Origin of the sequence: Columbia Basin potato purple top phytoplasma (assembly GCF_028595955.1) — a bacterium.
GTDB lineage: Bacteria > Bacillota_I > Bacilli_A > Acholeplasmatales > Acholeplasmataceae > Phytoplasma.
On the sequence record NZ_JANHJP010000009.1, the window covers coordinates 1 to 12,715 of the forward strand.

13 protein-coding genes, 10 tRNA genes and 2 pseudogenes are annotated in these 12,715 nt (G+C 25.2%); 23 read left to right on the forward strand and 2 right to left on the reverse strand.

Annotated features, from left to right (window positions below; all coding sequences use genetic code 11):
* Positions 1–74: 74 nt before the first annotated feature.
* From M8044_RS02075 to smpB, 13 genes are all read left to right on the forward strand, one after another.
* Positions 75–150: transfer RNA gene (locus M8044_RS02075), tRNA-Thr, on the forward strand.
* Between the two features lie 12 nt (positions 151–162).
* Positions 163–238, forward strand: a tRNA-Lys gene (locus M8044_RS02080).
* A 29-nt stretch (positions 239–267) separates the two neighbouring features.
* Positions 268–353: transfer RNA gene (locus M8044_RS02085), tRNA-Leu, on the forward strand.
* Between the two features lie 5 nt (positions 354–358).
* Positions 359–434: transfer RNA gene (locus M8044_RS02090), tRNA-Ala, on the forward strand.
* Positions 435–535: 101 nt separating this feature from the next.
* Positions 536–613: transfer RNA gene (locus M8044_RS02095), tRNA-Met, on the forward strand.
* Positions 614–615: 2 nt separating this feature from the next.
* Positions 616–693, forward strand: a tRNA-Ile gene (locus M8044_RS02100).
* Positions 694–710: 17 nt separating this feature from the next.
* Positions 711–799, forward strand: a tRNA-Ser gene (locus tag M8044_RS02105).
* Positions 800–844: 45 nt separating this feature from the next.
* A tRNA-Met gene (locus tag M8044_RS02110) sits at positions 845–921 on the forward strand.
* A gap of 48 nt (positions 922–969) precedes the next feature.
* Positions 970–1,045, forward strand: a tRNA-Asp gene (locus M8044_RS02115).
* Between the two features lie 23 nt (positions 1,046–1,068).
* Positions 1,069–1,144, forward strand: a tRNA-Phe gene (locus tag M8044_RS02120).
* 256 nt (positions 1,145–1,400) lie between these two features.
* Positions 1,401–2,609 carry a hypothetical protein gene (locus tag M8044_RS02125; protein WP_273585411.1) on the forward strand — a complete coding sequence of 403 codons (1,209 nt, stop codon included), beginning with the start codon at positions 1,401–1,403 and terminating at the stop codon, positions 2,607–2,609.
* A gap of 112 nt (positions 2,610–2,721) precedes the next feature.
* On the forward strand, positions 2,722–3,243 hold the full coding sequence (locus M8044_RS02130) for an inorganic diphosphatase (protein ID WP_273585412.1): 522 nt from the start codon (positions 2,722–2,724) through the stop codon (positions 3,241–3,243).
* Between the two features lie 129 nt (positions 3,244–3,372).
* Positions 3,373–3,819, forward strand: coding sequence for an SsrA-binding protein SmpB (gene smpB / locus M8044_RS02135; protein WP_273585413.1), 447 nt, complete (start codon positions 3,373–3,375; stop codon positions 3,817–3,819).
* 327 nt (positions 3,820–4,146) lie between these two features.
* Here the strand turns inward: smpB and M8044_RS02140 are convergent, their stop codons facing one another.
* Entirely contained in the window at positions 4,147–4,323 is a 177-nt protein-coding gene (locus M8044_RS02140; protein ID WP_273585414.1) for a hypothetical protein, read from the reverse strand.
* 282 nt (positions 4,324–4,605) lie between these two features.
* On the opposite strand from M8044_RS02140, the pseudogene eno reads away from it, so the two are divergent.
* The 10 genes and pseudogenes from eno (at position 4,606) to fba (ending at position 11,807) form a co-directional block, all read left to right on the forward strand.
* A pseudogene (gene eno / locus M8044_RS02145) lies at positions 4,606–5,939 on the forward strand (phosphopyruvate hydratase).
* A 134-nt stretch (positions 5,940–6,073) separates the two neighbouring features.
* Positions 6,074–6,232 carry a hypothetical protein gene (locus tag M8044_RS02625; protein ID WP_425306206.1) on the forward strand — a complete coding sequence of 53 codons (159 nt, stop codon included), beginning with the start codon at positions 6,074–6,076 and terminating at the stop codon, positions 6,230–6,232.
* 26 nt (positions 6,233–6,258) lie between these two features.
* A complete protein-coding gene (locus M8044_RS02630; protein WP_425306207.1) occupies positions 6,259–6,411 on the forward strand; it encodes a hypothetical protein in 153 nt (50 codons plus the stop codon).
* Positions 6,369–6,599: a hypothetical protein gene (locus tag M8044_RS02635; protein ID WP_425306208.1), complete on the forward strand. Its 231-nt coding sequence runs from the start codon at positions 6,369–6,371 to the stop codon at positions 6,597–6,599. Before M8044_RS02630 ends, M8044_RS02635 begins: the two co-directional genes overlap by 43 nt.
* Before the next feature lie 132 nt (positions 6,600–6,731).
* Entirely contained in the window at positions 6,732–6,890 is a 159-nt protein-coding gene (locus tag M8044_RS02640; protein WP_425306209.1) for a hypothetical protein, read from the forward strand.
* Positions 6,891–6,976: 86 nt separating this feature from the next.
* Positions 6,977–7,372 (forward strand): annotated as a pseudogene (locus M8044_RS02645) (hypothetical protein).
* Positions 7,373–7,559: 187 nt separating this feature from the next.
* Complete coding sequence (locus M8044_RS02155; RefSeq protein ID WP_273585415.1) at positions 7,560–8,531, forward strand: ATP-dependent 6-phosphofructokinase; 972 nt, start codon at positions 7,560–7,562, stop codon at positions 8,529–8,531.
* A gap of 72 nt (positions 8,532–8,603) precedes the next feature.
* A complete protein-coding gene (locus tag M8044_RS02160) occupies positions 8,604–9,815 on the forward strand; it encodes a phosphoglycerate kinase (RefSeq protein WP_273585416.1) in 1,212 nt (403 codons plus the stop codon).
* 19 nt (positions 9,816–9,834) lie between these two features.
* Entirely contained in the window at positions 9,835–10,842 is a 1,008-nt protein-coding gene (gene gap, locus M8044_RS02165; RefSeq protein WP_273585419.1) for a type I glyceraldehyde-3-phosphate dehydrogenase, read from the forward strand.
* A gap of 98 nt (positions 10,843–10,940) precedes the next feature.
* Positions 10,941–11,807, forward strand: a complete 867-nt coding sequence (gene fba / locus M8044_RS02170) for a class II fructose-1,6-bisphosphate aldolase (RefSeq protein WP_273585417.1) — start codon at positions 10,941–10,943, stop codon at positions 11,805–11,807.
* Positions 11,808–11,924: 117 nt separating this feature from the next.
* Here fba and M8044_RS02175 read toward each other — a convergent pair.
* A partial coding sequence (locus tag M8044_RS02175) for a hypothetical protein (RefSeq protein ID WP_273585418.1) occupies positions 11,925–12,715 on the reverse strand: 791 nt, incomplete at its 5' end.

The following is a 12,715-nucleotide window of genomic DNA, read 5'->3' on the forward strand; positions in this document are numbered from 1 at the left end:
CTGCCTTACAAGCAGAAAGTCGGGGGTTCAAGTCCCTCATCCTCTACCATGTTTTTCTTTTTATGAGATGAATTGCCAAAATAGCTCAATTGGTAGAGCAACTGACTTGTAATCAGTAGGTTACGGGTTCGATTCCTGTTTTTGGCACCAATCAAAAAAAATGTCCCGTTAGCTCAGTTGGTAGAGCACTTGACTTTTAATCAAGGTGTCAAAGGTTCGAGTCCTTTACGGGACACCATTTATAAAAATAAACAATATATTTAGAATGCCTGGATGGTGGAATTGGTAGACGCGTGGGACTTAAAATCCCATGGTTAAAAGCCGTGCCGGTTCAAGTCCGGCTCTAGGTACCATCACAGGGGTTTTAGCTCAGTTGGTAGAGCACCTGTCTTGCACACAGGATGTCAGCGGTTCGAATCCGCTAAACTCCACCATGTTTAATTAATAATTGTGTAATTTATAATATAAAGTGTATAATATAAGAAGAATAACGATATAAAAAAAATATAAAATAAAAATAACAACTCAGACTTAGGGCGGTATAGCTCAGTTGGTTTAGAGCGTTCGGTTCATACCCGTGAGGTCGAGGGTTCGAATCCCTCTTCCGCCACCAAAGGACCTGTAGCTCAGTTGGTCTAGAGCTACCGGCTCATAACCGGTTGGTCGTAGGTTCGAATCCTACCAGGTCCACCATTATTTAGCTTAATTTTGGAGAAATACCCAAGTGGTTTAAGGGACCAGTCTTGAAAACTGGAAGGTCTGAAAGGGCGCGGGGGTTCGAATCCCTCTTTCTCCGCCAAGTTTGTTAAAGTTATTTTTTATATTTTTTTGAGTTATGTGTGATCGCGGGATAGAGCAGTTTGGTAGCTCGTCGGGCTCATAATCCGAAGGTCGGAGGTTCAAATCCTTCTCCCGCAACCAATTAAATTCAAAAATTAAATTAGAAAATATTAAATTAAAATAAAAAAAGGTCTGGTGGTGTAGTGGTTAACATGCTTGCCTGTCACGCAGGAGATCGCGGGTTCGAATCCCGTCCGGACCGCCATTGTTTTGAAAACTCAAGGTTCTGGCTCTGTAGCTCAGTCGGTAGAGCAGTGGCCTGAAGAGCCTCGTGTCGGCAGTTCGATTCTGCCCGGAGCCACCATTATAAATAAATTTTTTGGTTTTTTTAAAGTTAAATTTTTTTAAAGAAAAGAAATTTTTATTATATTTTATTTATTTTTCGTTGAATTTATTATAAAGATAATATAAAATTAGAAAGAAATAAGTAATTGAAAAGAAAAAAATTTTTTTTAAAAAAAGTTAATTTTTTTTTGTTTTTTTTCGTTTTATATTTTTCTATATTTAATTTATATTATATTAAAGCGATTAATAATGATAAAAAAAATGATGATTTGTCAATGATAACATCAATAACAAAAGAAGAGCCTTCAGTCTCGGATATTAATTTAAATACTGAAGAAAAAAAAGATAATTTTGTTATTAAAAAAATTCAATTTAATGATAATAATAGCGTTTTTAAAGATTTAAAAAAACAAAAAGAAACATCTTCTTCTAATAATAAGGTAGATGATTTAAGTATATTTTTTGATTCTAAAAATGAAGAAATAACTGTTTTAAAAAAAGAATATAAAAAAGATTCTAATGCAAAACATCCGATAATAGGTTGGAAACATGATTTAGGTTGTTTATTTTCTAAGAAAATTAGAGTATTTTATAATGTTGGTTGTCAAATTCAAACTGTGCCATGTGCTTCTTTTCAAGAATGTTTAAATATAAAACAATTTATTTTTAGTTTGTTAGATAAACATATTCCTAAGATAGATTTTTTGTTTAATTTTTTAGATTTTTCAGGTTTAAAAGAAACATTTATTGATAATAGATACGAAAAAACAAGTTTAGAATTTTTTTATTTTTTTTCTTTATTGAAAAAAGATCCTTCTTTAGGTTATTTTTATTTTAAAGATATAGATATTCCTGATATTCATTCTGTAAATATTTCTTTTTGTAATTGTAAAGTTCCAGGTTATTCTATTTTAGATTTAATTATTGAAATTATTAATTTAGAAAATGAAGATTTAATTATTTTTAAAAAACATTTAATGAATTATTTTGCGCATTTAAATAAAATGGATGAAAAACAAATATCTCATAAAGAAATGGATATTTTAACTGAAGAATTTTTAGAAAATGTTTTGGATTTCAGCGATATTGAAACTTTAGATAAAAATTTTCTTTTGCATTTAATTAAGAAATTAAGTATTTATTTTGTACCTAAATTTTTTTCTTTTCATTGTTCAGTAGATTATAAAAATACAAAACCTATTAAAGAGATTAATTTTGAATTATCTTTGGAAAAAGAACATAAAACTATAGGTTTTTTATTACAGATACAAAAAAATGAAGATGATGTTTTTTATCTTTGTTTTTATGAAATTTTTCAAGATGAATATAACAATGACGAAAAGTTAAGATTTATAGAAAGAGTTTTAATTTTTAATTCAAAAACAAAAGAGCATTCTTTTTTTAATCATTTAGCTATTAATATTAAACAAAATAAAAAAATATTTTTGAAAAAAGCTAATTTATTTGGAGTTTCTAAAATATAATTTTTTATTTTGTTTTTCTTTTTTTAAATTTATTTTATTTAATAACAAAAAATATATAATATTATTAAAGTATTTTTTGTTTTGAAAAAAATATGAAGGAAATATAATAAATATGAATTTTTTACAAAATATCGATCCTAAAAGGATCACACCAGAAGATTTTCTTGTTGTAATCGAAATTCCTATAGGTGATAAAAAAAAATATGAAATAGATAAAGAAACAGGTTTATTAAAATTAGATCGTATTTTAAATACTTCTTTTGTTTATCCTTCCAATTATGGTTTTATCCCTTTAACACTTTGCGATGATAAAGATCCTTTGGATGTTTTTGTTTTATCTCGCGAAAAATTAGATCCAATGGTTTTGGTTCAATGTAGACCTATTGGAGTTATTGAAATGATCGATAATGGAGAATTAGATGAAAAAATAATTGCTATCCCTGTGAAAGATCCTTTTATGTCAGAATATCAAGATATTAATAATATTCCTAATTCTTTTTTAACAGAAATGAAACATTTTTTGATCCATTATAAAGATTTAGAAAATAAAACTGTTTTTATAAAAAGCTTAGAAGGCAAAAATAAAGCTTTAAGCGTAATCCAAAATGCTTTAAATAAACATCGAGAAAAATAATTTTTATTTAATTAAATATACCATAATTAAAATTAATTTAATTTAGTTCAAAATATTAAATAATTCTTGCGTTATTTATTATTTATACAAAACTCAAGAATTATTTATTGAAAAAAGTGATTGAAAATAATGATAAAAATAATTTTAACTAATAAAAAAGCTTTTTATGATTATTTTTTGGACAAAAAATATGTTGCTGGCATTCAATTATTGGGTAACGAGGTAAAAGCTATTCGATTGAAAAAAGTTAATATAGATAACGCTTATATAAATATTGAAAATAATGAAATTTTTGTTTTTAATATGTTTATCGATAAATATATTTCTTGTAATAAGTTCGATCATGACGAAAAAAGAAAAAAAAAACTTTTATTAAAAAAAAGAGAAATTTTGCAAATTAAATCTAAAATTAAAATAAAAGGTTTTAGTGTTGTTCCAGTCAAAATTATTTCTGAGAGACATTTATTAAAGTTAGAAATTTATTTAGCTCAAGGAAAAAAGAAATTTGATAAAAGATCGATATTAAAAAAGAAAGATGATGATTTAAAAATTAAAAAAACTTTAGCTTATATATAATAAAGGTTTTAAACTTTTTTAAAAAAACATTTTAATTATTTTTAATATTTAAAAAAATTTTAAATTTATTAATAATAAGAAATAAAATTTATTTTATTGAAATACAATTATTTTTTGATAAAAATAAATTTTATGAAAATAATAAAAGACAAACTATTATGTTTGTCTTTTATTATTTTTTCAAAAAATAATTTTTCATTTATGATAGTAGCGAATAAATTGAATTTTTGTTTTTCTTAAGTGCGAAAAAAATTCCACATTTATATAAAAATAAAAAAAATAGATATTTTTATTTTTATAAATTAGTTTTTTATTTAATTTTTAATTTTATTTATTTTTGTAGAATTTCATAATGTATATAGACATTTGATTTATAAAATCATGAAATTTATATAAAAAATGTTTTGATGTTATTATTCGTTCGCTTATACTAGAATCAATTACTTTGTATAAAGTAGCTCCTAATACAATACCTATTAAAAAAATCATCAATTTATTCAGCATAATTTTTATTATCCTTTATTTATTTTTTATTTATTTTTATGATCTTATTTAAAAAAAATAATTGTATCATAATTATTTATTTTAGATCATCATTATAATTTTATCATATATTATTATTGTCTTTTCTTATATTTTTTATAAAAAAACTTTTACTAATTCAATTAGTAAAGAAATTTTTATATTTTCTTCTATTCTTTATTTTATTTTTATTAATATATTTTTTAACTTTTAAAAATATATTTTTATATAAAAAAATATTATAATATTTATGTAATTTATTAAATTAAAAAAAAAGGAGTTTGTAAATGTTCATATATTAATAAAATTTTGGCTCGTGAAATTTTAGATTCTAGGGGAAATCCTACGTTAGAAGTAGAAGTTCATGCTTTAAATGGTTTTTCAGGAAAATCTATTGTTCCATCAGGAGTTTCTGCAAGCGAGCATGAAGCTATAGAATCGAGAGATAAAGATCCTAAAAGATTTTTAGGTAAAGGCGTTTTGAAAGTAGAGTCGAAAATGTAGTTAAGATTATTGAACCAGAATTTAAAAATATTTCTGTTTTAGAACAAAATTTTATTGATCAAAAATTAATCGACCTTGATGGTACTCCGAATAAATCTAAGTTAGGCGCTAATGTTATTTTAGGAGTTTCTTTAGCGTGTGCTAAAACAGCAGCTGATTATTTAAATTTAGAATTTTATGAATATATCCGAGGAATTTAACCTAAACAATTACCTGTTCCAGTGATGAATGTTATTAATGTGGAGATCATTGCATCTAATAATGTTGATGTTCAAGAATTTATGATTTTACCTACTAATTTTTCTTCTTTTAGAGAAGCTTTACGTTGCTCAACAGAGATTTTTTTCATCATTTAGGTAAAATTTTAAAACAAAAAAATTTACCAACTACTTGTTGGAGATGAAGGCGGATTTTCTCCTGATTTAAATTCTAATGAAGAAGCTTTGTAAGAAATTATTCAATCTATTAAAAATGCTGGTTATAAATCGGGCGAAGATCTTTTTTAGGTATGGGTTTTTGCTGCTTCAGAATTTTATGATAAAACAACAAAAAAATATATTTTAGCTTCAGAAAATAATAAATCTTTTAGTAGCGAAGAATTAGTTTCTTATTATGAAAATATAGTAAATAAATATCCTATAATTTCTATTGAAGATGGATTAAATGAAAATAATTGGGGGAAGGATGGAAGAAGCTTTTAACAAAAAGATTAGGTTATAAAATTAAATTAGCAGGAGATGATTTATCTGTTACAAATTTTAATAAATTATCTAAAGATATCGCAAATAAAATAGGAAATTCTATTTTAATTAAATTAAATCAAATTGTTACTTTATCAGAAACTTTAGCTTACTATTTAAATAGCTAAAAAAGGCTTCTTATATAACTGTTATTTCTCATCTTAGTGGCGAAACTGAAGATACTACTATAGCTTATTTAGCTGTTGTGCTGTGTTAAACGCAGGACAAATTAAATCTGGTTATACTTCAAGAAATGATAGAATAACTAAATATAATCAATTATTAAGAATTGAAGAAAAATTAAAAAAATCTTCTTATTTGGGTTTAAAAAGTTTTTATAATTTAAAAAAATAATATTTGTGAATATAATAAATAATATTAAAAAAATTTAAAAAATTATTTTTTGTAATTAATAAAAAAATAATTAAAGAGAGGTTTTTTTAAATAAATTTGTAGGTTTAATTATTCTTGATAGATTAGGATTAACATTGCAAAAAGAAAATAATGCTTTTTATTTATCTAAAGCTCCTTATTTGAATTATCTTTTATCTAATTTCTTAAACACTAACTTAAAAGCTTCTGGTGAAGAAGTAGGTTTACCTGAAGGTCAAATGGGAAATAGCGAAGTGGGACACTTAAAAATTTAGGAGCCGGAAGATTTGTTGATTAATATTTGACTAAAATAAACAAATCCATTCATAATAAAGAATTTTTTACAAATAAAGCATTTGTAAAATCGATAGAATATGCTAAAAAAAATAATAGCAAAATACATTTGTTAGGGTGGGTTTTTCAGCAGATAGCGGCGTTCATATTTCGCATTTGAATCATTTTAAAACTTTGTTAGATTTAATTAAAATGCATCAATTAGAACAAAAAAAAACATATTTACATGTTTTTATACCAGATGGCAGAGATACAGACCCTTACTTCAGGCAAAGTTTATATTCAACAAATTTTGAATTATTGTTTTCGATTAGGTTCTGGATGTTAGTAGGAAATATTTCGATTTAGATCACGATAATAACTGGGATCGTATTAATTTAGTGTATAATATGTTAACTTCTGGCGAAGCTGATATAATCCGAATCCCCTTTAAAAGGGATTAAAGAATTTTACAATAAAAGGGGGTTTACCCATGAATTCATCCCGCTCTTTCTTGTTGATTTAAATAGTCTTATTGAAGATAATGATAGTTTTATTTTTGTTAAATTTCGTTCTGATTGTATTATGCGTTTAGCAACATCCTTATTTAATCCTTCAAAAACAGAACATTTTCAAACTCGTGACTTTCTTTTTTTTTGATCGTGGAAAAGATCAAAATTTTTCTAATGTTTATAAAATTTTGATTCCTTCCCCTTAAAGCAAAAACTTATGATTTAAAACCTGAAATTAGTACGTATTCAGTAACAAAAGAAGCTAAAAAAGCAATTTTATCTCGAAAATATCAAACTATGATCTTGAATTTCGCTAATCCGGATATGGTGTAGGTCATAGTGTATCTTTTAGAGGCGACAATTAAAGCTGTTGAGACGGTGGATATTTGCTTAAAAGAAGTGGTAACGGCTATTTTAGAAATCGGTGGTATTCCTTGTATTGTAGCTGATCATGGGAACGCAGAACAGATGAAAGATAATAAAGGTGAACTACATACAGCTCATAAAACTAATCCAGTTCCTTTTATTTTGGTTAATAATAAATTTGAGTTAGGATCTGATGGTGTGCTGTATGCGATGCGTCCCCTACTTTACTACAATTGTGAAATATACTTCAGCCTAAAGAAATGACGGGAAAAAGTTTAATTTTAAATTTTCGTTAAATTTTAAATTCATTTGTATATTTTTTTCCTAATTAAACAAAAAAATAATTAAATTTTTTATTAAAATATGATAATTATTCATATATTTATTAATAAAAATATTATTTTTTTGTAAAAAAATAATATTTCAAGAGTTAAAAGGATTAATATAATAAATGATAAATAAAGAAAAAAATATGAAAATAGCGGTTTTAACTTCAGGAGGAGATGCTCCAGGGATGAATAGTGTTATTAAAACTATTGTTTCTTTAGGAGCTCAAAAAAATATTTGTGTTTACGGCGTTAAAGATGGTTATTTAGGTTTATATAATAATGAAATAGATATTTTAAATGATAAAGAAATACCACGCATTACGAATGTATCAGGCACTTTTTTAGGTAGTGCTCGTTTTCCTTCTTTTCAATATGATTTAAGTATACGTGAAAAATGTGCTCAAAATTTAAAAAATTTAGGCATTGAGAGATTAATTATTATTGGCGGCAACGGTTCTTATTACGGAGCTATGAAATTGGAAGAATTAGGTATAAAGTGTATAGGTATTCCTGCAACCATTGATAATGATATTAATAAGACTGATTTGGCTATTGGTTTTAGTACAGCTGTTAATAATATAATAGATGTTATTGAAAAATTACGCGATACTGCTTTTTCACATAATAGATGTATTATTGCAGAAGTTATGGGGCGAGATAAAAGTGATTTAGCTTTTTATAGTGGAATAGCTTCAGGAGTAGATTTAATTGTCACTAAAGAAAATTTTGTTTCCGAACAATTTATTTTAGATAAAATTAAGGGATTCAAAACACAAAACAGAAGGCATGTTATTGTTGTTATTGCTGAATATATTTTAAACGTTCATGATTTAGCTAAGAAAGCTGAAAGTTATAGTGGATTCGAGACAAGAGCTCAAGTTTTAGGACATATACAAAGAGGTGGAACGCCTACTGCAGAAGATCGTTTTTTAGCGGTTAAAATGGGTTATTATGCTTTTGAATTATTAAATAAAAATATTCATGGTTGTGGTATAGGAATGCAAAAAAATAAAATATTTCATTTGAGTTTGGATACTATTTGTAATGGCCATAATATTTCTAATGAATTATTTCATTTTATTAATTATTTATAATTATTGAACTAAAAAAATATTCGTAAAATTTTTTGTTAATGATTTTCGATATTTCTTTAAGGAAGGCGTATAATGCAAAATTCACTTACTAATTTGGATATTTCTAAGATTTTTAATAAAAAAATTTTATTAAGAGTTGATTTAAATGTTCCTTTGAATGATGATGGTTTTATTATTGATGATAATAGGATCAAATCTATTTTACCTACTCTTGAATATTTAAAAAAAAATCAAGGTAAAATAATTATTTTGTCTCATTTAGGTAGAATCAAAAAACAAGAAGATTTACAAAAATTCAGTTTAAAAGTAGTTGTTGAAAGATTATCTTTTTATTTAAATCAACAAGTCAAGTTCGTTCCTGTAACTAGAGGTAAATTATTGGAATCAGAAATTAATAATTTATCTCCAGGTTCTATTTTATTGATGGAAAATACTCGTTTTGAAGATCTTAATGATAAAAAAGAAAGTAAAAATGATCCTCGATTAGGAAAATATTGGGCTTCTTTAGGAGATCTTTTTGTTAATGATGCTTTTGGTATGTGCCATAGAATACATGCTTCTAATGTAGGGATAGCAACTTACATTAAAGAAAAATGTTTAGGTTTTTTGATCGAAAAAGAAATTAAATTTTTAAATCAAATTATGGATTGTCCAAAAAGACCATTAGTAGCTGTTTTAGGAGGTTCTAAAGTATCTGATAAAATCAAAATTATTGAACAACTTCTTGCAAAAGTAGATTTTCTTTTGATTGGGGGTGCCATGTCTTTTACTTTTCGGAAAGCTCAAGGTTTTCAAGTAGGTAATAGTTTATTAGAAGAAAATGAAATTCCTTTAGTTCAAAAATTATTAAATTCGGTTGAAGGTAAAAAAATTGTTTTGCCTCAAGATTTTGTTTGTGGTTCATCATTTTCTTCAGATACAGAAGCTATTATTTTTGATTATAATAAGATTCCTTCTGGAATGATGGGCCTAGATATCGGTCCTAAAACTATTTCTCTTTTTCAATATTATCTTATGTCTGCGAAAACAATTGTATGGAATGGACCTCTTGGAGTATTTGAATTCGAAAAATTTTCTCAAGGTACAAAAATGATAACCCAAATAATTAGTGGATTGAATAAAAATCAAATTATTAAAATTGTGGGTGGCGGAGATACTGTGGCAGCAGTATTTAAGTTTCGATTAGAGAATAATTTTAGTCATATTTCTACTGGTGGTGGAGCTTTTTTAGAATATTTAGAAAGAAAACAAATTTTAGTTTTAGAATGTATAAAAACAAAATAGAAAGTAGTAGACATTAGATATAAAAATGAAAATAGCTATCAATGGATTAGGACGTATAGGAAAATTATCTTTTCGTGCTTTATTCGGAAAATCTAATATTGATATTGTAGCGATTAATGATTTAGCAACTCCAGAAACTTTAGCTTATTTATTGAAATATGACAGCATTCAAGGTTCTTATAAAGTGAATAATATTTCGTTTGATCAAAATAATTTAATTATAGAAGACAAAAAGATTTTGCTTTTTCAAGAAAAAGATCCTCAAAATTTACCTTGGAAAAAGTTAGGAGTAGATATTGTTTTAGAATGTACTGGTTTGTTTACAAACGAAGAAAAAGCTAAATTACATTTGAAAGCAGGCGCAAAAAAAGTTTTAATTAGTTCTCCTGCTACCGGTAATATTAAAACAATTGTCTTTAATGTTAATGATGATATTTTGACAAAAGAAGATCATATTATTAGTAGTGCTTCTTGCACAACTAATTGTTTGGCTTTAATTGTTAAAGTATTAAATGATAATTTTGGCATTAATCAAGCTTTTATGACTACTGTCCATAGTTATACAAATGATCAATCGCTTATTGATCAAAATTATCCTAAAGGTATTAGGTATAGAAGAGGAAGAGCTGCAGCTTATAATATGATCCCGAGCTCTACTGGAGCCGCTAAAGCAATTGGTTTAGTTATTCCAGAATTAAAAGGTAAAATAGATGGTATGGCGATTAGAGTACCTACTTTAAGTGGTTCTTTAGTAGATTTAACAGCAGAATTGAATCAAGAAGTAACACCAGATATAGTTAATAAAGTGTTTAAAAAAAATGTCAATGAAACTTTAGCTTATATTGAAGATCCTATTGTGTCATCTGATATTATCGGTTCTTTATATGGTTCTTTATATGATTCTAATACTATTCAGGTTTTAAAAGAAAGACCTCGTTTTGTGAAGTTAATTTCTTGGTATGATAATGAAATGAGTTATGTAAGTCAATTAGTACGTTTACTTGATAAAATGATTAATTTAATTTGATAATATTTTGTTAATTTTTCTTTATAAAATAAAATTATATTGTATTTTAGTTTTGATTTGTCTATAATCGAATCTAAGAAGGGAATAAATAATAAAGATTGTTAACTTCAGATAAAAAAATAATAAATAAAGCTCATGAGCAAGGATATGCTATTATTCAAGTAAATATTAATAATTTAGAATGGATAAAGACTGTTTTACAAACTGTTGAAAAATTAAGATCTCCTGTTATTTTAGGAGTTTCTGAAGGAACAGCAAATTATATGGGGGGGTTAAAAACTGTAGCTTCTTTAGTTAAAAATTTAGATTCTTTTTATAATATTTCTGTTCCTGTTATTTTACATTTAGATCATGGATCTTATGAAAGTGCATTTCAAGCTATTGAAGCTGGATTTAATTCAATTATGTTCGACGGAAGTCATTATCCTTTTGAAGAAAATTTAAAAAAAACAGAAAAAATTGTAAAAATATGTCATCAAAAAGGTCTTTTAGTGGAAGCTGAAGTAGGCAGTATTGGTGGTCAAGAAGACGGTATTATAAGTAATGGAGAAATTGCAGATCCTTATGAATGTTACAAAATGGTTCAATTAGGAGTTGATATGTTAGCTGTTAGTATTGGTAATATTCATGGTCCATATCCTTCTGATTGGAAAGGTTTAGAATTAGATGTATTTAAAAAAATTCGAGAATTAACTAATAACGAAACTTCTTTAGTGCTTCATGGAGGGTCAGGGATTCCTGATTCGATGATTCAAAAGGTTATTTCTTTAGGGATAGTCAAAATAAATGTTAATACTGAATTTCAAATTGTTTTTACTAAAGCTACTAGAAAATATATTGAAGAAAAAAAAGATTTATTAAAAAAAGGTTATGATCCTAAAAAATTATTCAAACCAGGTTGTTTAGCTATAGAAAAAGAACTCAAAAAGAAATTAACTCTTTTTAAAAGTATTAATAGATTTTAAATATTTTCTTATTTAAGAAGAAGAAATATTATTTTTTAAATTATTAATAAATATTTTTATGGTTTTTTTAAGTTATATTTTAATATTTATTTTTGTTATTCTTTGATAAATCTAGTTTTATTGTTTTTTGCTAAAAAAACAATAAAATAATAGAATAAATAAAAATACAAAAAAAACAATAAAGAATATTTCGTGTTCAGATTTTAAAGAATTATTATTATTTTTTTCTTTTTGAATATTATTTGTATAATTAACTAAAACTTTTCCTGGATATTCTTTAGATTGAATAAATGCTTTTGTTTCTGATGGTTGATTTTCAACTGTTAAATCGATTTGATTTAATTGAGGATTTAATCTTCGAATACGAGCTATAATATTTTTTTCATTACTTTCTTCTATTTCGCCTATATCTTTTATTATAATTAATTCGTTTAAATCAGTAATTTTGGATGATGAAGATGTAGTTTTAGTAGGATCAGGATCATCAGTTGAATAAGGTATTTTTTGATTTGTTTGGTAAAAAACCAAAATTTTCCCTTCGTATTCTTTTGATTTAATAAATGTTGCTGCATTAGATGGTTCTTCTTCTATTATTAAGTTCATTTTATTTAAATTAGGATTTAATTTTTTAACACGATCTATAATATTTTGTTTATTAATTTTTTCGATATATCCTAGATTTTTGTTTTTAAGTGATTCTATAAAATAATTAGCTTTTGATGATTCAGGTTTTGTAGGTTTGATATCATCTGAAGAAGATGTTTTTTGATTTGTTTCGTACAAAACCAAAATTCTTCCTTCATATTCTTTTGATTTAATAAATGTTGCTAAATTAGATGGTTCTTCTTCTATTATTAAGTTCATTTTATTTAAATTAGGATTTAATTTTTTAACACGATCTATAATAT